The 20,654-nt window shown below is 64.4% G+C and carries 18 protein-coding genes; 14 read left to right on the top strand and 4 right to left on the bottom strand.

From position 1 onward, the window contains the following. Positions 1–433 precede the first annotated feature (433 nt). The 5 genes from BGO82_RS19215 (at position 434) to BGO82_RS19195 (ending at position 6,994) form a co-directional block, all read left to right on the top strand. Positions 434–613: a hypothetical protein gene (locus BGO82_RS19215; protein ID WP_291307237.1), complete on the top strand. Its 180-nt coding sequence runs from the start codon at positions 434–436 to the stop codon at positions 611–613. A 380-nt stretch (positions 614–993) separates the two neighbouring features. Continuing rightward, positions 994–2,601 (top strand): iron uptake transporter permease EfeU, encoded by a 1,608-nt coding sequence (efeU, locus tag BGO82_RS19210; protein ID WP_291307236.1) that lies wholly within the window; start codon positions 994–996, stop codon positions 2,599–2,601. Beyond that, positions 2,591–3,805, top strand: coding sequence for an iron uptake system protein EfeO (gene efeO, locus BGO82_RS19205; RefSeq protein WP_291307235.1), 1,215 nt, complete (start codon positions 2,591–2,593; stop codon positions 3,803–3,805). Before efeU ends, efeO begins: the two co-directional genes overlap by 11 nt. 3 nt (positions 3,806–3,808) lie before the next feature. Next, on the top strand, positions 3,809–5,047 hold the full coding sequence (efeB, locus tag BGO82_RS19200) for an iron uptake transporter deferrochelatase/peroxidase subunit (RefSeq protein ID WP_291307234.1): 1,239 nt from the start codon (positions 3,809–3,811) through the stop codon (positions 5,045–5,047). A 276-nt stretch (positions 5,048–5,323) separates the two neighbouring features. Further along, positions 5,324–6,994, top strand: a complete 1,671-nt coding sequence (locus tag BGO82_RS19195; protein ID WP_291307233.1) for an ABC transporter ATP-binding protein — start codon at positions 5,324–5,326, stop codon at positions 6,992–6,994. A gap of 125 nt (positions 6,995–7,119) precedes the next feature. On the opposite strand, the gene BGO82_RS19190 is transcribed toward BGO82_RS19195, so the two are convergent. The 3 genes from BGO82_RS19190 to BGO82_RS19180 form a co-directional block, all read right to left on the bottom strand. Continuing rightward, complete coding sequence (locus BGO82_RS19190) at positions 7,120–7,788, bottom strand: response regulator transcription factor (RefSeq protein WP_291307232.1); 669 nt, start codon at positions 7,786–7,788, stop codon at positions 7,120–7,122. 378 nt (positions 7,789–8,166) lie between these two features. Then, a complete protein-coding gene (locus tag BGO82_RS19185) occupies positions 8,167–9,264 on the bottom strand; it encodes a HAMP domain-containing sensor histidine kinase (protein ID WP_291307231.1) in 1,098 nt (365 codons plus the stop codon). After that, positions 9,257–9,952, bottom strand: a complete 696-nt coding sequence (locus BGO82_RS19180) for a response regulator (RefSeq protein WP_291307230.1) — start codon at positions 9,950–9,952, stop codon at positions 9,257–9,259. The genes BGO82_RS19185 and BGO82_RS19180 overlap by 8 nt, the downstream gene beginning before the upstream one ends. Positions 9,953–10,298: 346 nt before the next feature. On the opposite strand from BGO82_RS19180, the gene BGO82_RS19175 reads away from it, so the two are divergent. From BGO82_RS19175 to BGO82_RS19160, 4 genes are read left to right on the top strand one after another with little or no spacing between them, the layout of a single operon-like run. Beyond that, entirely contained in the window at positions 10,299–11,423 is a 1,125-nt protein-coding gene (locus BGO82_RS19175; protein ID WP_291307229.1) for an efflux RND transporter periplasmic adaptor subunit, read from the top strand. Further along, the gene (locus BGO82_RS19170) at positions 11,416–13,353 is read left to right on the top strand and encodes a MacB family efflux pump subunit (protein WP_291307228.1); all 1,938 of its coding nucleotides are present in this window, start codon (positions 11,416–11,418) and stop codon (positions 13,351–13,353) included. The genes BGO82_RS19175 and BGO82_RS19170 overlap by 8 nt, the downstream gene beginning before the upstream one ends. Then, complete coding sequence (locus tag BGO82_RS19165) at positions 13,350–14,765, top strand: efflux transporter outer membrane subunit (RefSeq protein WP_291307227.1); 1,416 nt, start codon at positions 13,350–13,352, stop codon at positions 14,763–14,765. The genes BGO82_RS19170 and BGO82_RS19165 overlap by 4 nt, the downstream gene beginning before the upstream one ends. Continuing rightward, positions 14,762–15,232: a hypothetical protein gene (locus tag BGO82_RS19160; protein WP_291307226.1), complete on the top strand. Its 471-nt coding sequence runs from the start codon at positions 14,762–14,764 to the stop codon at positions 15,230–15,232. The genes BGO82_RS19165 and BGO82_RS19160 overlap by 4 nt, the downstream gene beginning before the upstream one ends. A 128-nt stretch (positions 15,233–15,360) precedes the next feature. On the opposite strand, the gene BGO82_RS21100 is transcribed toward BGO82_RS19160, so the two are convergent. Next, entirely contained in the window at positions 15,361–15,672 is a 312-nt protein-coding gene (locus BGO82_RS21100; protein WP_366246979.1) for a DUF6538 domain-containing protein, read from the bottom strand. A gap of 249 nt (positions 15,673–15,921) precedes the next feature. Between BGO82_RS21100 and BGO82_RS19155 the strand changes: the two genes are divergently transcribed. Genes BGO82_RS19155 through BGO82_RS19135 form a run of 5 tightly spaced genes read left to right on the top strand, consistent with a single transcriptional unit; the run spans position 15,922 to position 20,317 of the window. After that, on the top strand, positions 15,922–16,401 hold the full coding sequence (locus BGO82_RS19155; RefSeq protein WP_291307225.1) for a hypothetical protein: 480 nt from the start codon (positions 15,922–15,924) through the stop codon (positions 16,399–16,401). Next, the gene (locus BGO82_RS19150; protein ID WP_291307224.1) at positions 16,398–17,732 is read left to right on the top strand and encodes a relaxase/mobilization nuclease domain-containing protein; all 1,335 of its coding nucleotides are present in this window, start codon (positions 16,398–16,400) and stop codon (positions 17,730–17,732) included. Before BGO82_RS19155 ends, BGO82_RS19150 begins: the two co-directional genes overlap by 4 nt. A 35-nt stretch (positions 17,733–17,767) precedes the next feature. Continuing rightward, positions 17,768–19,240 (top strand): type IV secretory system conjugative DNA transfer family protein, encoded by a 1,473-nt coding sequence (locus tag BGO82_RS19145; protein ID WP_291307223.1) that lies wholly within the window; start codon positions 17,768–17,770, stop codon positions 19,238–19,240. 41 nt (positions 19,241–19,281) lie between these two features. Beyond that, positions 19,282–19,812, top strand: a complete 531-nt coding sequence (locus tag BGO82_RS19140) for a hypothetical protein (RefSeq protein ID WP_291307222.1) — start codon at positions 19,282–19,284, stop codon at positions 19,810–19,812. A gap of 22 nt (positions 19,813–19,834) precedes the next feature. Continuing rightward, complete coding sequence (locus BGO82_RS19135) at positions 19,835–20,317, top strand: hypothetical protein (protein WP_291307221.1); 483 nt, start codon at positions 19,835–19,837, stop codon at positions 20,315–20,317. Positions 20,318–20,654 lie beyond the last annotated feature (337 nt).

Below are 20,654 nucleotides of genomic sequence, written 5' to 3'. Positions count from 1 at the left end.
GCCAGATCCGCACATGCTCCGATCGAAAGCCTAGCCGACCAGACGCCCGGCAACATGGGCGAGGACGGGCAAGCGTGCGATGGAGCGTAGAAGGCTGGCGGGCTGCCACCGACCGACCGCGCCTCGCGCCGGCGGCGGCTGCCACGCATCATCAATTGCAGCTTTTGCCACCAGCGCATCAGCCGGTCGATGCGGACGCTCAGCAGGTGCACGTCGTCCCCGGAGCACACCTCCGCCATGCGCTCGGACGGCATAGGCGAGACCGCGGCAACCGAGGTACGAAAAGCATCGAGCCCCTTATCCCTGCTCTCGGCAAAGCTACCACGGTGACTTCGGCGGACAAGACGAGACGGAAATTCGGTTTCGTGGATGCTCGCCGACTCTGCCAAACATACCTGTCACGCTCATTTCGGGCGGACGCGCGGATGCTGGCATGGCAACGCACCTCCGCCACGCCACAACAGCGGCGCATGAATATCGGGCGGCGCAATCGCCGCAAGGTCGGCATGTGATCGCCGCACGTTCGGGTCACGCCGTGCTGTTGAGCGAACCCGAATTGGTGGCTGAGGAGATCATGCGGCTGTTCGCGCCTGGAGGGGCAGCACGCCAGTGAGATTACCAGCCCCGCCGGCCCCTTCCGGACGACGCCGCTCACGAAGTCATCGCTGCCAAGCGCAGGTTCGGGAACACAAATCCGTGACGCGTTGTCATTGCGTCGGACCGCTCCCTGAACCAATCCCCATCGGGGAACGCCTTGAAAAACAAGCGTAAACCTGACCGTTGTAACCAGGTTTACGCGCGGCTGCGGCCCGCAACTTTAGAATCTCTCTAAATCATTGTCATTGCAGCTCAATTTGGATTTGGACTAAGAGCAGTTCATTCGAACTAAGCGGGCGCGAAGCCGCTACGCCGCGTGCTGATGTGATATATGCTCCGCTCATCCGAACATTTCCGAAACCATGAGCCCCGCACCGGCGAAGGCATGGGCGCCCGATGCTAGCGACGCTCGTCATCGGTTTGCGCGAGGGCCTCGAGGCGTCGCTGATCGTCGGGATCATCGCCGCCTTCCTGCGCAAGAACGGCCATGGTCTCACGGCCATGTGGATCGGAATCGTGCTGGCGGTGCTGCTGTCGGTCATGGTCGGCGTCGCCCTCAGCCTGATCGAGCAGGCCCTGCCGCAGGCGGCGCAGGAGGGCATGGAATCCGTCATCGGCGCCATCGCGATCGTGTTCGTCACCGGCATGATCGTGTGGATGAACCAGCACGCCCGCCAGATGAAGCGGGAGCTCGAGGCCGAAGCGGCCGTGGCGCTGAGCCATGCCGGCGCCTACGCCCTTGCCAGCATGGCGTTTCTTGCCGTGCTCAAGGAAGGGTTCGAGACCAGCGTGTTCCTGCTGGCGACGTTTTCGGCCGCGCAATCGGCGATCGTCGCCGCCGCCGGCGCCGTCATCGGCCTGCTGCTCGCCGTGGCGATCGGCTGGGGCATCTATGCCGGCGGCGTGCGCATCAACCTCGCGCGCTTCTTCCGCGTCACGGGAGCGTTCCTCATCTTGGTCGCGGCCGGACTGGTGATCTCCTCGCTGCGCACGGCGCACGAGGCCGGCTGGCTCGATGCCGGCCAGCAGGCGACGGTCAATCTGGGCTGGCTGGTTGCGCCCGGCACCGTGCCGTCGGCACTGATCACCGGAGTGCTGGGCATTCCCGCCGATCCGCGGCTGATCGAGGTGCTCGGCTGGCTGGCCTATCTGGTTCCGGTTTCGATCTATGTCTACTGGCCACCGGCGATGCGGCCGTCGGCTGTCGCGGCAGCCCGGCTGCGCCTTGGCGGTTCGGCAGCGCTCGTTCTCGCCGCTATCGCTATCGCGACGTTCTATCCAACCCCGCAGCTTCAGTTTCCGACTGCGGCGCCATTGGTTGCGGCCGGCCAACCTGCGGGCACAGCAACGCTGGGCATTGCGGCGGAGCTGACCATCGCACTCTCCGGCGCCCCCGCACGAACCGTGCCGCTCGATATGGCGACGGCCCGCAGCGCCCAGCACGGCGGCGTGCCTGCGCTGGCATGGACCGTGACCTCGAAGGGCACGATCGCCCGCGCCGACACCACGCTCAGCCTCGACCAGATCGTGCAACTCGCTGGCGGCCGCCTCCCGGTGGGCATCAATCGCAACCGCAATCCAGGACCGTTCGACGCGTCCTGGTCGGCCTCCCGTTCGACGGAGGTATGGACGGCCGAAGGCGGGCTGATCGATGCCGATGAGCACAGCACCATCGTCGTCACGCTTTCGGGAGGCGGCCTGCAAACCCCACGGGCCGTGACCATTGCCGATGCCGCCGGACCGCAAGCGCTTGCAAGTAGCTGGCAGGTCTCCGACGACTACCGCGCGCAGGTGGCCGCCATGCTGCGAGCCTATGACGCCGCACGGGTCGAACAGCAGTTCTGGGCGCGGCAATTGCCGCTCCTGCTCGTCATCGCCGCCGCCGCGCTGGCAGCCTTCTCGCTGCGCCGCGAGCGCGGCCGACCGATAGCAACACCGTCACTTCCTCAAGCCGGCGTCGGCGCCGAAGACCTTGCCACCAAAGGAGTCCCTCATGTCCATTGACCCAGCCCGTGGTCTCGCCCTTGTCGGCGGCACGATCGCGCTGCTTGCCACCGCCGCGTCAGCCGCCCTTGCGCAGGACGGCTCTGCCGCCCCGATGAGCAACGGCGCCGCGCAGGTCGCTATCACGCTCAACGGCGACAATGGCGGCACCTGCGTGCTCGATTACGCGACGGCGCAGGCCGGCCCCGTGACCTTCACCGTCACCAACAAGACGGCGACGGCGATCACCGAAGTCGAACTGCTCAGCAACAACCGCATCTTCGGCGAAAAGGAGAACCTCGCGCCGGGCCTGCCCGGCGTCAGCTTCACTGTGACGCTCGGCGGCGGCACCTACCAGATTTACTGCCCCGGCGCGCAGCAGGAGATGCAGAATTTCACCGTGACCGGCGAGGCGGCCCCGGCACCCAGCGGCACCACGGCTGATATCCTGGCCGAAGGCACCAAGGGCTATGCGAACTATGTGAACGGCGTGGTCGACGCCATGGTCGACGCCGTCAATATACTGAAGGCTGACATCGATGCCGGCGATCTCGCCAAGGCCAGGACCGACTACCCGCTGGCCCGTCCGTTCTACGAGCGCATCGAGTCCGACGTCGACGGCTTCGTGCTTCCCGGCTTTGCCGCCACCGACAATGCCGGCAATCTCGACTATCTGATCGACATGCGCGAATCGAACCTCAACCCCGCGGTGGGCTGGCACGGCTTCCACGCCATCGAGCGCGACCTGTTCCAGAATGGCCAGATCACCGACGACACCAAAAAGCTTGTGGCCGAGCTTGCCGACAATGTCGAAAAGCTCGACACGCTGGTGAAGACCCTGGTCTACAAGCCCGAGGATCTAGCCAACGGCGCCGCCGACCTGCTGGAAGAGGTTCAGAGCAACAAGATAACCGGCGAGGAAGAGGCGTTCAGCCACTACGACCTCGGCACCTTCGCCGGCAATGTCGAAGGCGCGCAGCAGGCCTTTGCCTTCCTCGAGCCGGGGCTCAAAAAGATCGACCCAGACCTCGCCAAACAGGTCGATACCCAGTTCGCCAATGTGAAGACGATGCTCGACGGATATCGCGACGCGACTGTGCCGGGCGGTTACAAGCTCTATACCGATGCGCTGAAGGCATCGGACGCGGCAACGCTGAGCAAGGCTGTACAGGCCCTGCAGGAGCCGCTGTCGCAAATCGCCGAGAAGGTCGCCACCGCGGGATAATCGATGACCAGTAACGTCACCCGCCGCCGCCTGCTGCTGGGCGCCGCGGCCGGAAGCGTCGGAGCGGCTGTCGGCGCCGCCGCTTCCTCCACCGCCGCCCTGGCCCAGGACGGCGACACGGGCGATATCGTCGACCTTGCCCGGCACTACGACTTCTACGGCTCGGGCGAGCAGGCGGGCATCCGCACGCCGCCGCAGCGCCATCTGCTGTTCATGACGTTCGACCTCACCACCTCCGGCAAGTCGGAACTGCAGGTGCTGCTCGCCCGCTGGTCGGGCGCCATCGCCCAGGCGATGCAGGGGCAGCCGATCGGCCAGATCGAGCCGACGCGCCCGAGCGCCGTCGGCTTCGATACGGGCGAAGCCCTCGATCTCGCGCCCGCCTCGCTGACGGTGACGGTGGGCCTCGGCCCGCGCCTTTTCACGGAGAGCTTCGGGCTGGACGCACACCGTCCCCCGCTTCTGCGTGAGCTCGCGTCGTTGCCCAGCGACGCGCTGCGCCCAAACCTCTGTGGCGGCGACCTGTCGCTGCAGGCCTGCGCCGACGATCCGCAGGTCGCCTATCACGCCATCCGAGACCTCGCCCGCATCGCGCGGGACACGGGCGCCGCAAAGACGCGCTGGACGGTGATGGGCTTCGGCCGCGCCTCGGCCGGCAAGGGCCAGGCGACGCCGCGCAACCTCATGGGCTTCAAGGACGGCACCCGCAACATCAGGGAAGATGCCGATTTCGACCGCTTCGTATGGGCCAGCGGTGGCCCCGCCTGGCAGCAGCGCGGCACCTATCAGGTTGTGCGCAAGATCCGAATGCACATCGAGAATTGGGACACCAACCGCGTCAGCCACCAGAACGCGGTGTTCGGTCGGCACAAGATGTCAGGAGCCCCCCTCGGCGGCAGCGACGAGCTCGATCCACCGGATTTTGCCTTGCGCAACGGTGGTGAACTCGCCATCCCGGCCACCGCGCACATCCGCCTCGCCGCGCATGAGAACAATAACGGCGTCCGCATCCTGCGCCGCGGCTACAACTACACCGATGGCATTGACGACGTCGGTCAGCTCGATGCCGGCCTGCTGTTCATCAGCTACCAGAACGATCCGGCGCATTTCGAGACCTTGCAGGCCAGGCTCGGCGCAGCCGACGCTCTAAACGAATACATCGCGCATATCGGCTCGGCCATTTTCTTCATCCCCCCCGCGCCGCGCGAAGGCTCCTACATCGCCGAAGCCCTCTTCCTCTGAATCCGACGTGCAATCGGGCATATCGCTCGAGCGATTCCAAGCGGCAACGGCCGGCGCCGACTCCCTCCACACAACCTCCATGGTGCATCCACCGACCATGGCTGGACCGACGACATGGACAGCGGCCACGGCCCGCCAGCAGGATCGCGATGATCCCTCGGCCCGGATCATCGAGGTGAGACGTTGTCAGACGATCATTCCTATGAGGACCTTGTCGCTCAGCATGTGTCGCTGCGGCGCATACTGAGACTGTTCCGACCGCATTGGCCCGTCGTCGTGGCGCTGCTGTCCTTGCTGGCGCTCGGTGCCGTCATAGAGATCGCCTCTCCGTTCCTGCTGCGAGCCATCATCGACGAGGCGCTGCCCGAACGAAACATGCTGCTGCTCGCTGTACTCACTGGCGGCTCGGTTGCAGTCGCCGCGGTCGCGAGTGTACTGCACGTGTTTCAGATCGAACTGTCTGCACGAACCGGTCAGGCCGTCATGCACGATCTTCGGTCGCGCCTCTACGGTCATCTTCAGTCGCTGTCGCTGTCTTTCTTCACGAGCCATCGAAGCGGCGAGATCCAGTCTCGCATCGCGAACGACATCGGGGGGCTGCAGGCCGTCGTGACCAACACCGCAACCGACCTCATTCGCAGCATAGGGGTGCTTGCAACAACCGCGATCGCCATGCTCGCGCTGGACTGGCGGTTGGCGCTGTTGTCTTTCGCGGCCATACCGCCGACGACCTGGATCGCTCATCGCGTCTCCGCCCTTCGGGAGAAGATCGCCTATCAACGGCAGATGCGCCTGGCGGATCTGTCGTCGATGGCCATGGAGTTTCTGTCGGTGTCCGGCATCATCCTCGCTCGCACGAGCGGCCGCCGGAAGGCATTGGCGGAGCGATTTGCGGCCACGTCCGGCGACGTCGCGCGACTCGAGGTCGAGGCCATGACACGTGGACACTGGCTGTGGTCCCTGGTCTTCTTCGTGCCGGCAATCCTGCCGGCGTCGACGCTGATGCTCGGCGGCGCATTGATGCATCAGGTGAACCCGGTCACGATCGGAACGCTCGTGGCGCTGATCGCGCTGCAGGAGCAGCTTCTGTGGCCTTTCGTCGAGTTGCTCGAGTCCGGTCAACAGCTGCGCTCCGCCCGGGCGCTGATGACACGAGTGTTCGAGTATTTCGACACACAGCCCGATATCCTTGAGCCAAAACGGCCTGCCACTATCGAGCGAAGCCACATGGCCGGCGCGATCCGTATTGCCAATGTAAGCTTCGCCTACGACAAGGCAGTTCCCCCTGCGCTGACCAACGTCTCGATCGACATCCCGGCCGGAACGCACCTGGGTATCGTCGGCGCGACTGGATCGGGGAAAACCACGCTGGGCTATCTGCTGGCGCGGCTCTACGACGTCGACAGCGGGAGCATCCAGCTGGACGGTATGGACGTGCGCGACATGACGGGAGAGCAACTGGCAGGCATCTTAGGCGTGGTGCCGCAGGAGCCGTTCCTATTGCACACGACCATTGCAGAGAACATTCGCTTTGGACGTCCCGAGGCGAGCGACGCGGACGTCAGGGTCGCGGCGGAGGCGGCTCAGATTGCCGGCCTCATCGCCACGCTTCCCTCCGGCTACGACACACTGGTCGGAGAGCGGGGGTACCGCCTGTCGGGCGGGGAGAAACAACGGCTGGCTCTTGCCCGCGTCCTGCTGCGCGATCCGGCCATTCTCCTCCTCGACGAGGCCACCAGTGCGCTCGACGTGCAGACCGAAGAGGCGATCGTTGCGGCGCTCGCCCGGTCGAGGGGGCGCACGATCGTCACCATCGCCCATCGCATCTCTACCGTGCGCGATGCCGACCAGATCGTCGTCCTCGATCGGGGGCGGCTTGTCGAGCGCGGTACGCATGACGAACTGCTCGGCCGCCGCGGAAGGTACGCCGCTCTCGTACGGTCGTGACGCTGCTCGCCGCGTAGTACGCCGATCGGCCGACGGCCATTAGCGGTCGCCGGCTGGCTCGGAGGGCGACCGTTGTTGGCGCACAATGGTCGCAACTCCGCCGACCGTCCGGCCCGCGCAAGCCATTATTCGTAGATCGCATAACCCGTCTGCCGGATTGTATGAATCAGCTGATGTGAAAACGGACGATCGACCTTCGCCCGCAGCCGGCTGATATGCGTTTCCACCACGCTGGTTTGCGGATCGAAGTGAGCGTCCCAGACCCGCTCAAGCAGCAGGCTTCGTGGCAGCACTCGCCCTTTGTTGAGCATCATGTATTCCAGCAACCTGGTCTCCCTCGGCAACAGATGAATGTTGGTTTCGGCCCGACGGCAGGTCCGCCGCAACATGTCGAACTCGAGGTCGGCAATGTGAAGCACGACCTGTTCGACGCGTTGTGGCGGGCGCCGTCCGAGCGCCGTTACACGTGCCAGGAGCTCCAGGAAGGAAAAGGGCTTTACGAGATAGTCGTCGCCGCCGGCCTGCAGACCCTCCACCCGATCCTGAACGTTGCCCGCCGCCACGAAGAGCACCGGGATCGACAGCCCCGCAGCACGCAAGCCCCTGACCAGCGATACGCCATCCAGATCCGGAAGCTCGCGGTCCACGATGACGAGATCGAAACTCGACGACGTGCCGTGAACCAGAGCATCGAGTCCGTTGCGCAGGCTGTCGACCACGTGGCCGGCCTGCATCAGCCCGTGGCGGATGTAGTCGGCCGCTTCGCGATCCTGCTGCACAACCATGATGCGCACGATGTCACACGCTATGAATCTGCGCCGTTGGGGCCTTGCCTTCGCCCAGCGGTCGCATTGATGCCGAGCGCGGCTCGCAGCCAGCAGCCGGCGCCCACCGGCCGCTCCAGCGGCGACCGGCACAGTCTTCGAGCAGCTTGCTCATACGCGTCTTCTTTTCAACGATCTGTCTCACATGGAGTTTTCCGCGGTCACGGCGGGAGTGCACACAGCGCGGCAACGCCCGATAACTCCAAGCGTGTGAGACGCCAGAGGCGATCCAGAAATGATGCAGGTTTCGTCGAGAGCTGTGAAAGGCCTCCTGGTCGGCTCCCGCGCATCCGTGCGTTTATGGAGCGTCCATGGTCCGGCGGGGCGCTCCCCGCCTGCGGCCTCGCATCAGCCGCGGCCCACCTGCGCTGCCTGGGCCTCGACTGCCGCCTGGTCGGCTAGAGGCAGGCGAATTTCGACGGTCGTTCCGGCGCCGGGGCGCGAATAGGCGAGCGCGTCGCCCTGGTGCGCCCGCGCTACCGCTCGCACGACCGCGAGGCCCAGGCCAGATCCACCGCTGGCGCGCGAGCGAGACTCGTCGCCCCTCCAGAAGCGATCGAAGACCCTGCTCTCCGCACCTTTGGGGAGCCCGGGACCGAAGTCCGTGCAATAAAGTACGACCTGCGCAGTTTCGACCCTGGTTCCGACAGTGAGAATACCCGCTCCTGCGTAGCGACGAGCGTTGTCGAGCAGGGCGAGCAGCGCCTGCCGAAGTCTCGCACCATCCCCCCGCACGTAGGCAGGTACGAAATGGGCATGCACCTCGACGCCCGCCACTGCAAGGTCCGGTTCCATCATCTCGACGACCTTCGCCGCCTCCTCAGCCAGATCGATGACTTCGAGGCGAAGCTCGATCTGGCCCGCCGAGAACAGGCCGAGCGTCCGCAGGTCTTCGACCAGACGAGACAGATCCTCCACGTGCTGGGTCAACCTGCCATAAAGCTGGGAATCGGCCTGAAAGACGCCGTCGGCCAACCCCTGCAGACGGCCACGCAGGATCGTCAGCGGCGTTCTGAGTTCGTGCGCGATGGCGGAGTTGGAGTATCGCAACTCCGCCTCCGCCTGCTCGAGCCGATCGGCCATGCTATTGAAATCGGCGACAAGGCTCTCGGTCTCGCCGGAACCACGGCGCTCGTGTCCGGCGCGTGCATGAAAATCCCCCGCGGCGATCGCGCGCGCCGCTTCGGCCACCTCCTCGACGGGCCGAGCGATACCTTTCGCAACGCGCCATCCCAGCGCGACCGCGATCGCCAGCCCCAGAACGATCGGTGCAGCGAACACCAGATAGTCGCCGAACGTCCAGGCATCGTCTCCCCACAGATTGGGATACAGCCAGTCCAGTAAGGTATAGTAGAGATACGGCCCAAAGGCAGCCGCTCCGCCGGTGACGAGCGCCACGGCGAGCATGGCGAGAGTGATCCGTATCTGCAGCGTTGTTCTAGCCATTGACGGTTCCCAGGCGGTAGCCGACGCCGCGCACGCCGCTCAGCAGCTCCCCCGCTCCTGCCGAAGCGAGCTTGCGGCGCAAATTGCTCATATGGCTGTCGACGGTGCGCTCGAGGGCATCTCCCTCGGGCAGGCAGGCGTCGACGAGTTCGCTGCGCTCGAAGGCGCGGCGCGGAAAGTGCGCCATATGCTCGAGCAGACGGAACTCGGTCCTGGTCAGATCGAGCGCCAGGTTGCCGGTCGCTGAAGTCACATAGGCCTGGTGAGCGGTCGCGTCGACGACGAGCGAGCCGACCCGCAGGACCTTGTCGGCCAGTGCCGCATTGGTCCGGCGCAACACCGCCTTGGTCCGCGCTACCACCTCGAGGGGATTGAAGGGTTTGACCACGTAGTCGTCGGCGCCGATGCGCAATGCCTGCAACTTGTCGAGGTCTTCTCCCAGCGCAGTGACCATTATCACCGGCGTTTCGCCCTGGCGCCTGATAGCGGCAAGGACGTCGAAGCCATCCGGTCCCGGCAGCTTTACGTCGAGCAGTACGAGGTCGGGCTTGAGCCGCAGGTGATGAGCGATACCGGTGTTGCCGTCGGCCGCGCAGACGGTGCGGAACCCCTCCCGATCGAGGTAGCCGCGCAGAATGTCGGCGATCTCGGGCTCGTCCTCGATGATCAGGATCAGGGCGTTGTACATGGCGTCCCACAGCGGTGTCCGACCGGACACATAGCACCTGCCGGCAACGGGTAAATGGGCGCAGGTCCCGCTCCACCAAACCTCCATGTTCCATGCACGGATTGTGGCCGGACGAAGGTCATTGCTGCCCTTGCAGAGAGAGCGGTCTTGGACGCAGGCGCCCCACGACACCGGCCCTGCGTGCCGAGGACAGCCCCAAGCTGTGTAGACGAGCCCCGCTCTCTCTGCGCCGTCCATGTCAACGGACAGAACGATCGTATTCAATCGAGGTAACATCATGCCGCGCCCTAGGCCAGGACGACTTGGCAGGCTCATCAGGCCGGTCGCCATCGCCGGGTCCTGCGTCGTGCTGGTCGCGGGCGTCGGTGCCGCGGCCGCCTATTTCGCGCGCCCCCCGGAATCCGCGGTCCTAACGGCAGTGGTGCACCGGGGCGCCATCGAACAGGACGTGCTCGCGGCCGGCATCCTGCAGCCCGCGCGCATGCTTAGCGTCGGCGCCCAGGCTTCGGGCCAGATCAAGAGTCTGCACGTGCGACTCGGCCAGAGCGTCAAGGCCGGCGATCTCATCGCCGAGATTGACGACACCGCGCAACGGAATGCCCTGCGCGTCGCCGAGGCGTCCCTCGCCAACGTCGAGGCCCAGCGTCGGGCGCGGCGCGCGCAGTTGCAGCAAGCCGACCTGGTCTACCAGCGGCAGCAGGATCTGCTGGCGCAAAAGGCCACCTCGCAGGCGGACCTGGAAGCCGCCCAAGCAGGGTTCCTGGCACTCCAGGCGGAAGTCGCCGCGCTCGATGCGCAGATCGCCCAGGCCGCCGTCGAGCTCGAGAACGCCAAGGCCAATCTCGGATACACCCGCATCGTCGCTCCCATCGACGGCACGGTGATCTCTGTCGTGACCAAGCAGGGGCAGACTCTCAATTCGAGCCAGTCCGCACCCGTCATCGTCGTTCTGGCGCAACTCGCGACCATGGCGGTGAAGGTGCAGATTTCGGAGGCCGATATCAGCCGCGTCGCCACCGGCCAGAAAGTCTGGTTCACGGTGCTGGGAGATCGCCAGACACGCCACGAAGCCGCGCTCAGCGAGATCGAGCCGGCGCCGGCCTCGGTTGTCTCAGATGCGCAGAGCGCTTCCAACCCCGTAGGAACGGCGGTCTACTACAACGGCATATTCGAGGTGTCCAACGCGGACAACCGGCTGCGGCCAATGATGACGGCCCAGGTCCATATCGTACTGGCCGCTGCGCAGAACGTGTCACTCGTTCCCGTGGAGGCACTCGGCGCGCGGGAGAGCGATGGGCGCTATCACGTGCAGGTCCATACCACCGATGGCATCTCCGAGGATCGGCTAGTCGAGATCGGGCTTACCGACGGCACGATGGCGCAGGTGCTCGACGGTCTGGCCGACGGCGAGCAGATCGTCGTAGCCCGCGGCCAGGATGCAGCTCCGGTCGACGAGGCGGCATTTGGCTGATCTCATCGAAATCGTCAATGTGACACGCGTCTATCAGGCGGGCGACGAAACCGTGACGGCGCTCGGTGGCGTCAGCCTCAGCATCGAAGCGGGCGAGATGGTTGCCATCGTTGGCGCTAGCGGATCGGGCAAGTCGACGCTGATGAACATCCTCGGCTGCCTGGACCAACCGAGCTCGGGCAGCTACCGGATCGGCGGCGAAGAGACGTCGGGGTTGTCCACGGACGCACTGGCGCGGCTGCGGCGGGAACATTTCGGCTTCATCTTCCAGCGCTATCACCTGTTGAGCGATCTCACGGCGGCAGGCAATGTCGAAGTTCCGTCCATCTATGCCGGGATCGACAAGCGGGCACGCCGCAAGCGGGCTGGCGAGCTCTTGTCTCGTCTCGGCCTCGGTGATCGCGCGGGCCACCGGCCCAACCAGCTCTCGGGCGGCCAGCAACAGCGCGTCTCCATCGCGCGTGCGCTGATGAACGGCGGCGAAATCATCCTCGCAGACGAGCCGACCGGCGCGCTCGACAGCCGCAGCGGCGAAGCGGTCATGGCCATCCTGAAGGAATTGCACGTCGCTGGGCACACAGTCATCCTCGTCACCCACGACATGACGGTGGCGCAACATGCCGACCGCATCATCGAGATGAAGGACGGACATCTTGTCGCCGACTGCCGCCGGCCGGACGCCGGCGTGCCGAAGGGACTCGCGCTTCAGGACCCCAAGTCGGTCGGACTCTGGCAGGGCTATCGCCGGCGTCTGAGCGAAGCGTTTCCGATGGCGCTCCGGGCGATGACGGCACATCGCGCACGGACGGTCCTGACCATGCTGGGGATCGTCATCGGCATCGCCGCTGTCGTCGCCGTGGTCGCACTCGGTGAGGGGTCGCAGCAGCGTGTCCTGAGGCAGATCAGCGAACTAGGGGCCAGCACGATCACTGCCTACCCGGGCAAGGACTGGGGCGACGAAGATGCCGCGCAGATCACCACGCTCGTCCCAACAGACGGAGAGGCACTCGCCCGCCAGCCCTACGTCGACAGCGTCACGGCAGAAGTCTCGTCGAGCGGCCGCGTGCGCTTCAGAAATCTTTCGGTGAACGCCACTATTGCAGGCGTAAGCGAGAGCTACTTCCGCGTCAACGGCCGCAGACTGTCCACCGGAGCCGCCTTTGAGGCCCCCGCCGTGGCACAGGGCCTGCAACTGGCCGTCATCGACGACAATCTGCGGCGACGCCTGTTCGGCGATCGCGACGAGCCGATCGGACAGACGATCATGGTGCAGGGCGTACCGGTCGTGGTCGTGGGTGTCGAAGCGCCGCGAGGCGGCAGCGGCGCGGGCCTGCAGGTCTACCTGCCGTACACCACCGTGCAGGAGCGAATCGTCGGCACACGCGCGCTTCAGGCCCTCACCATCCGGGTCACCGATGCGGTCGATACGCGCACGGCCGAAGCGGCGATGGTCAAGCTGCTGACCTTTCGTCATGGCAGCAAGGACTTCTACATTTTCAACAGCGACCAGCTGCGCAAGGCCATGCAGCAGACGGCACGCAGCATGTCGCTGCTCATTTCTGCGGTCGCCGCCATTGCTCTGCTCGTTGGTGGCATCGGCGTGATGAACATCATGCTGGTCTCGGTGACCGAGCGCACCAAGGAGATCGGCCTGCGCGTAGCGGTGGGAGCGCGGCGCGCCGACATCATGCTGCAGTTTCTGATCGAGGCCGTCACGGTCTGCATCGCCGGTGCCGCAATCGGCGTCGTTCTGGCGCTCGCCGTCGGCTGGGTGTTCGGCACCGCCGACAGCTCCTTCCCGATGATCTTTTCCCCGGCATCAATCGTCGTCGCCTGCGCCACGGCAATCCTGATCGGGCTCAGCTTTGGCTTTCTTCCCGCCCGCAACGCGGCACGGCTCAATCCGGTCGATGCCTTATCGAGAGAATGAATGTGAGCGTCACGCCGAGACTTGCTGCGATGTTTGCTGCTGTGCTCCTGTCGGGCTGCAGCACCCTGGTCACACCGTATGTGCGGCCGCCAATGCCTCACGGTTCGACCTGGTCCAGCCAGGCCGATGCCAAGGGTATCGCGGCCGATGGCTGGTGGCGTGTCTTTGGCGACGCGCAGCTCAACCGGCTGCTGACAGTGGTGCTGAACCAAAATAACGACCTGGCGGCCGCGGCTTTGCGTGTGCAGCGGACGCGACTGCAATACGGCCTTGCGGCGAACGGCACAGTCCCCAAGCTCAGTGGCAATGCCTCGACCGGTGTATCTGTGCCGCTCGACGACATCACCGCCACCAACGGCAACGCCTCGTTTTCGACCACTGTCGCCTACGAGGTCGATCTGTGGGGCAGGCTTGCGGCGCAGCGCGACGCGGCAGCGTTCGAGGCGCTTGCAACCGAGCAGGATCTCGCCGCAGCGCGTCTGGCGGTCATCAGCACGACGATCGAAACCTACTGGCGTCTCGCCCACACCAACCAGCTGATCGCCTCCGGCGAGCAAAGCCTTAGCTACGCGCGGCAAGCCCAGGCGCTCATCGTCAGCCAGCAGTCCGCCGGCGCGGCGTCCGACCTCGAGCTCAGGGAGGTCGAGCAGACCGTAGAGACGCAGGCAATTGCTCTGGACGAACTGCGCCAATCGCGACTGGTCCTGCGCAATACACTTGGTGTGCTGCTCAACGGCGCTCCAAGCCCGGTTCCCGAACCGCAAGCGCTTCCCAGCCGCGCGATTCCGGCGATCCGGGCCGGTGTACCGGCAAGCCTTCTGGCGCGGCGGCCTGATCTGCAGGCGGCCGAGCTGCGGCTGCGCGGCAGCCTCCGCGGTGTCGACGCCACCCGCGCCAGCTTCTACCCGACACTGTCGTTGACCGGCAGCCTCGGCAGCAGCAATGCCCTGCTCAGCTTCCTCAGCAACCCGGTCGGCTCACTGGGGACGGGGCTGGTGCTGCCATTCCTGAACTTCAAGGATATGAACCTCACCGTGCGCGTGTCGCAGGCACAATACCAAGAGGCCGTGGTGGCGTTCCGCAGCGCGCTGCTCAATGCCCTCACCGATGTTGCCAACGCCCTTGGAGCAAGAGTGGAGCTGGCCGCCAAGGCCAGGCGTCTTGCCGCCATATTGGCCGCCGCCAAGGAGGTCGAGCACCTGACCGAAGCCCGCTACAAGGCAGGCGCGGTCGCGCTTCGCGTCTGGCTCGATGCGCAAGAGCGACGCCGGGCAGCGGAAACGGCGCTGACGAGCAATCGGCTGGCCCAACTGGTCAACGAATCCACCCTCTATCGCGCCATCGGCGGCACGACCGCGCCGTCGGCGCTGGCGGCCCCCAGCCAGCCACGCGCGGCGCCGGGGCGCAGATGACCGCTGTTCCGGAAGCCGCTGCGGATCGACGGCTCGGCCAACTCGCTGATGCCCGCAGACATCTGAGCCAGGCCCTGGATCACTTCACGCGCAGCAGCCGCGATGACCAGTTGCGCGTCCTGCCCGCCCTCCGGCGCGGCATCGAAGCCCTTCGCGCTCCACTGCTCGACCCTGCCACAGCGCAGCCGCCCGCAAGCACATTCCTGCGGGCAACCTTGAGCGAGATGGTCGCGCTTGTGCTGGCCCTGGAGCGAGACGCCGTGCCGCGCCGCCGCGATGTGCGGATTGCCATCCTCACGCTTGAGCTGCTCGTCGATCTTGCCGGGTATGAACCGATCACCACAGCATCGGGCCTCGACCAGTGCCCCAACTGCAATGCGTACCACCTGAGCCGATATGTCAGCGATCAAGGGAGTATGGAGACCTGCTGTCCCGCCTGCGGCTGGCGCGAAACGGTCGACCCTTGAGCTGTGCGGCCGCTGCGACGCTGCAGAGACCGTTATGGGACAGGTCCTTCACGGCAGCGCCACGACGACGCACGCCATCCGAGCTGCGATACAGCGATCGGCGGCTCCGCTCAAAGCGACCGGAGAACCTAGACAACCCGACTGTGGTCGAGTGCGCGCCCAGGGACATTCTGGAGACCCTGCCTGGCAAGATCACTGGCTACAACGTGGTCCTGATCGACCTGCCGGGACGGGATGTGTTGGCGACTGCCACACATCAGGACATGCAGGAGCTGGGGAGGTTCATCCGCGCGTGGCCACTTCCGGCTGGCGCGATCCCTGGTGCCCAGCGACAGACGCAACACCGTGCCGGCGACGCGCCCCTGCCAGGCCCGCGGCAAGCGCTTTCGCACATAATAGACTGCGCCGACCTTTTCCACATAGGCGCACTTGGCCGCCATTGATCGCTCCCGGCTCGTGTCCGAGGCCGGAGCGGAACGACACATGCATCATGCATGTGCACAAGTCCCGAAAATTCTCCGGGAGCTTAACTCATTGAAAATACACGGCTATCAAGGAATGGCGGAGAGTGAAGGATACCCTTCGAACTCCGTATTCGACACCTTAGCCGAATGGAATGAGGAAATTGAGCGGCTTGGCGGGATTCCCGCACAGGACGATATTCCTCAGCCGACCGGCAGGGGTGTCAAATGTCCGATGCCCTGATCCCGCGCCGCCAGCCGCCGCTTTCGCTGCGCCTGACCTTCGCCGAACGCGCCCTTCTTGAAAAGAAGGCGGGCAGCCAGTCGCTGTCCTCTTTCATCAAGAACGAGCTGTTCGGCGGAACCGGCCCTGCGCCCGGTCTTGGATTTGGTGTCACGTCTCGTCGCGTCGGGAGCAAGGAACGGCTCCTCGCCCAAATCCTCGCCAAGCTCGGCGAAAGCGAGCTTGGACCCAGCATGAACGAGCTGGCGGCGGCAGCGAAGACCGGGAGCCTGTATGTCACCGATCTGGTCGAAGGCCAGCTCGTACAGGCCTGCGCGGACATTGCTGAAATCCGCGTGCTGTTGCTCGAAGCTCTGGGCAAGCGTCGCCCTGCGCCGTTGCCCAGGCCCAAAAACACGACCGAGGCCTTCAACCTTGCGGCCTCGGGCCAGATCAGACCACGGGTAGTGGAGCATCAGCCATGATCCTCAAAGGGTCTCAGCGTGGTGGCGCGGCCCAACTGGCCGCGCACCTGATGAACACTATCGACAACGATCACGTCGTCCTGGAGGACGTGCGTGGCTTCGCCGCGTCCGATCTCGCTGGCGCGCTGGATGAGGCGCATGCGGTGTCGAAAGGGACGCGCTGCAAGCAGTTCCTATTTTCCCTGAGCATCAATCCGCCCAAGGACGCCGAGGTCGATATCGAAGCGCTGCGCGATGCTGCCGAGCGCGCCGGAAAGGCCATCGGTCTCGAAAACCAGCCCTTCGCGCTCGTCGTTCATGAGAAAGAAGGGCGTCGGCATGCGCATGCTGTCTGGTCGCGGATCGACGCCGACCAGATGAAGGCGATCAACCTGCCGTTCTTCAAGGACCGGCTGAACGGCCTGTCCAAGGAACTCTACCTCGAAAATGGCTGGGAACTGCCGAACGGGCACCGGGAGAACGGCTGGGCCAATCCCCTCAACTTCACGCTGGCGGAATGGCAGCAGGGAAAGCGGCTCGATCTCGATCCACGCGAGATCAAGCAGATTTTTCGGGATGCGTGGACGCACTCGGACAGTGGCGCGGGGTTCCGCGCAGCGCTGGAAGAGCGCGGGTACTTCCTCGCCAAGGGGGACCGGCGCGCATTTGTCGCCGTCGATCTGCATGGCGAGATTTATGCCGTGTCGCGCATGGCGGGCGTCACGGCCAAGGCCGTCGCGGAACGTCTCGGCTCGCCCGAGCAGTTCAAGTCGGTTGACGACACCCGGCTTGAGCTTCGCCAGAAAGTGGCTCGCCACGTCCATCAGTTCCTCGTCGATGCCCGACAGGAACTGCGCGAGCGTCAGCGTCCTCTGCTGGAAGAGCACCGCGCGATGATCGCCGCGCAGAAGGTCGAGCGAGACAAACTCGCGCAACTTCAGGAAGAGCGCCGCAACCGCGAAAACAGCGAACGCCAGAAGCGTATCCGCACCGGCATTCGCGGCCTGCTGGATTTTGTCATCGGTCGTGCTGCGAACATCCGCCGGATCAATGAGCGTGAAGCGCTCGAAGGCGTATTGCGCGACCGCGATCAGCGCGAGGGCGTGTACCGCGCCCAGCGCGACGAGCGCCGCGCGTTGCAGGAGCGCATCGATGACATGCGGCGCGGGCAGCGCGCCACGCTGATGAACATGGCCCGCACCATCGGACGCAGCCTGCTGGGCCTGCCACCGCTGTCGCAGGATCGAGTCCGGGATCAGGCCCAGGATCGGGCGACGGAGAAAGCCCCCGACAAGACAGCTCCGACAGAAAAGCCGCGCTCGCGCGGTCGCGACTTCGACTTTGAACGCTGAAGCTTCCGCTCTCCTCAGTTCGAAAGGACACCGCCATGACAAATACGCAAATGGAACTGAAGCCATTCGTCCCGCCGCGTGGATCGTGGAATACGGTCGATGGAACAGCGCCCGGCGCGCGCTGGATGAACCCCGAAGAATTGTCGGGACCGGAATGGGCTCTTGAGCCCGGCAGGCTGCTGCTGGGTATGAGCGATGACTGCCAAGAGGTTGCATATGGCGATGATCGCCACATGGTGACCATCGCTGGGAGCCGTGCGGGAAAGACCGCGACGGTGATCGTTCCCAATCTGCAAAACTATCCCGGCTCCGCCATTGTGATTGATCCGAAGGGCGAACTCGTTGAACTGACGGCGCTGGATCGTCTGGCGATGGGCCAGAATATCCGGATTCTCGATCCGTTCGGCGAGGTCAAAGAACGCGGAAAGCTCGCGAAAGCAGCGGCAAGGACCGGTGTGGCGTTTGCGGATGAAAGCGCCTCGTTCAATCCTATCGCGGAGTTGCGCGAGATCACGAATGAGGACAAGCGCCTGGGCGAGGCCGCAAGCCTCGCGGATGCGTTTATCGTTTCCGGCGAAACCGAGCCGCATTGGGGCGACTCCGCCAAGGGTCTCGTACAGGCGGTCGCCCTTCACCTCGCAACAGGTCAGTCGGCCTATCCGGCCGATCTCAACAGCATCGTCCGGTTCTTCGCATCGACCGACGTGCAGGAAGACGTGTACCGCGAGATGAAACTCAACGAGGCGTATTTCGGATACCTCAAGGATGTTGCCGCGACGAACGCAAAACGGCTGGACGATGGATCGAAGGAATATGTGTCGATCATCAGCACCGCCAACACGCAACTCGCGCCGCTGCGTGACATGCGCAGGATTTCGCAGGAGTCGAGCTTCTCCCTGGCCGCATTGAAGGCCAAGGAAAAGACGACGCTTTATCTGGTGCTGCCCGCGTCACGCATGGGCACGCATTTCGGCTGGCTGCGCATGATTATCACGCTGGCGCTGTCGGCGTTGGAACGCGCGCCGCAGCCGGAGGGCGGGTATCGCCCCGGCAACGGCAATTTCCCGGTGCTGTTCCTGCTGGAGGAGTTTGCGGCGCTTGGCTACATGCGCCCGATTGAGCGCGCAGCGGGCTTCATCGCTTCATTCGGTGTGAAGCTGTGGCCGGTGTTGCAGGATCTGCAACAGCTCAAACGCCACTACAAAGACAGTTGGCAGACCTTTCTTGGCAATGCGGGCGTCATTCAGGTGTTTGGGCTGAATGACGGCGCGACCGAGGACATGATCTCGCAGCGCCTTGGGAACACGCAGTATGAAGACGACGATATCAGAAGGCAGTCGGGCTACACGACGCGACAGGTGAACCTGCCCAAGACCAAGCGGATCGGTCGCCTGCTGGAAGCACACGAAGTGCGCATGCAGTTTTCCCGCGAAACGCACCGCCAGATCATTCTGATCCCGGACCTGCCGCCGATTGCTTTGTTCCGATTGCCTTTCCAGTCCGCGTGAATTGTATTGGAGCCCATGAAGGGCGCTGTTTGGGGGATCGCATGGCGCATCCGGAAGTAACATCGAAGAAATCTGCCGACGGAAAACTTGAATCCGTCACGGTCGGCTGGCTGGAGGCTGAGGGCCAGGGCTTCTTCAAGACGGGCTGGCAGCGTTACAGCTATGCGACACCGACAATCTCGATGGTGGATATCAGGCGGGCGCTCACGATACGGATTGATGGCAGACTGATTGCCGAGAACGGCCTGCCACTTGATGACTATAAGGGCACGGGCAATCTGGCAGCGAACAAGCCACCGCTGATGTTCAAGACGACATTCCACATGGTGGATACGATCGATTTTGCGCCGTCCTCAAAGTACATGCCGGGCCGTCAGATTCCGGACTATCTGCTCTCGCTGATCCGCACCGACGGAACGCCCATTCACCTGAGCTGGTCGATGTTCGGGCCGGAGCATTTTCAGCCGGTCGTGGTGATGCTGCATGATGTGTTTGATCGCATGCGCCCCCTGATAGCGCCGACGGCAGAACCTCCGCGCTCGGCGCTCGACGACATTTTTGGAGATAGCTGATCATGCACGCTGGTTTCCGGCATTGACCACCAAAGCTGCTGAGCCTGTTGTCTCCAAAGACTATCCCGGCGAACTGGCCTCGCCGCAGCAGGTGCTGCAACTGGCAGACCAGTACCGCGCTGCGGCAATTTCACTGCGCGACATGGGGCAGCGTGGCAAGCCACTGACCTGGGCTCCATTCCGCATGGCGGCGATTCACGCCATTGAACTCTACCTCAACGCCCTGCTGCTGGCTGGCGGAGCCGAGCCCGCAACGATCCGTGGCATGCGCCATGATCTGCAACTGCGCACACAGGCCGTGCAGGGTCTCGGGCTGATTCTGCGGACCAGAACCGTCGCGCATCTCGCAACGCTGCATCAGAGCCGGGAATACCTCGTGACCCGATACGGTCCCGAGCTTGCCGGGACCATGTCGCAGGTCAACCGGCTGACCGCCACGCTGGACGAACTGGCGGAGAAGGCCGCCAGACGCTTTCAGGAAATCCCCGCCAAGACCAGCAAATGAGCTGTTTAGGTCAGCACAATTGACCTAAATATAGTGGCATTCTAGAATGCTCGGGCCGCTAACCAGCAATCATGCTGCTGATCGGCCATGGAACTGAGGGGGTTCATGGATGCACGTTTTCTGGTTTCTTGGATTGTCCTGATCGCTGGACTGCTGCCAAACGCTGCGCACGCGGATTGCACCATGAGCGCTACGGATGTAGCCCCGCATCAACGGACCAGCTTTGTCGAAGGAGGTCTCGTCTACGACACGGCGGCGAAGGCGCTGAAAACGTGTGATGGGACCAACTGGGCCACAGTCGGTGGTGGATCGGTCCTCAAATCCACGAATTAACACG

It is taken from the genome of Devosia sp. 67-54 (assembly GCF_001899075.1).
Classification (GTDB): domain Bacteria; phylum Pseudomonadota; class Alphaproteobacteria; order Rhizobiales; family Devosiaceae; genus Devosia_A.
Note: the sequence above shows the minus strand (reverse complement) of the source record. Positions and strands in the feature narration are given on the sequence as shown.

Coding starts and splice junctions, on each gene's coding strand:
- efeU (WP_291307236.1), top strand. CDS start 994: ATGCTAGCGACGCTCGTCATCGGTTTGCGCGAGGGCCTCGAGGCGTCG.
- efeB (WP_291307234.1), top strand. CDS start 3,809: ATGACCAGTAACGTCACCCGCCGCCGCCTGCTGCTGGGCGCCGCGGCC.
- BGO82_RS19155 (WP_291307225.1), top strand. CDS start 15,922: ATGTCCGATGCCCTGATCCCGCGCCGCCAGCCGCCGCTTTCGCTGCGC.
- BGO82_RS19185 (WP_291307231.1), bottom strand. CDS start 9,264: ATGGCTAGAACAACGCTGCAGATACGGATCACTCTCGCCATGCTCGCC.
- BGO82_RS19140 (WP_291307222.1), top strand. CDS start 19,282: ATGGCGCATCCGGAAGTAACATCGAAGAAATCTGCCGACGGAAAACTT.
- BGO82_RS19145 (WP_291307223.1), top strand. CDS start 17,768: ATGACAAATACGCAAATGGAACTGAAGCCATTCGTCCCGCCGCGTGGA.
- BGO82_RS21100 (WP_366246979.1), bottom strand. CDS start 15,672: ATGGCGGCCAAGTGCGCCTATGTGGAAAAGGTCGGCGCAGTCTATTAT.
- BGO82_RS19150 (WP_291307224.1), top strand. CDS start 16,398: ATGATCCTCAAAGGGTCTCAGCGTGGTGGCGCGGCCCAACTGGCCGCG.
- BGO82_RS19160 (WP_291307226.1), top strand. CDS start 14,762: ATGACCGCTGTTCCGGAAGCCGCTGCGGATCGACGGCTCGGCCAACTC.
- BGO82_RS19165 (WP_291307227.1), top strand. CDS start 13,350: ATGAATGTGAGCGTCACGCCGAGACTTGCTGCGATGTTTGCTGCTGTG.
- efeO (WP_291307235.1), top strand. CDS start 2,591: ATGTCCATTGACCCAGCCCGTGGTCTCGCCCTTGTCGGCGGCACGATC.
- BGO82_RS19180 (WP_291307230.1), bottom strand. CDS start 9,952: ATGTACAACGCCCTGATCCTGATCATCGAGGACGAGCCCGAGATCGCC.
- BGO82_RS19215 (WP_291307237.1), top strand. CDS start 434: ATGGCAACGCACCTCCGCCACGCCACAACAGCGGCGCATGAATATCGG.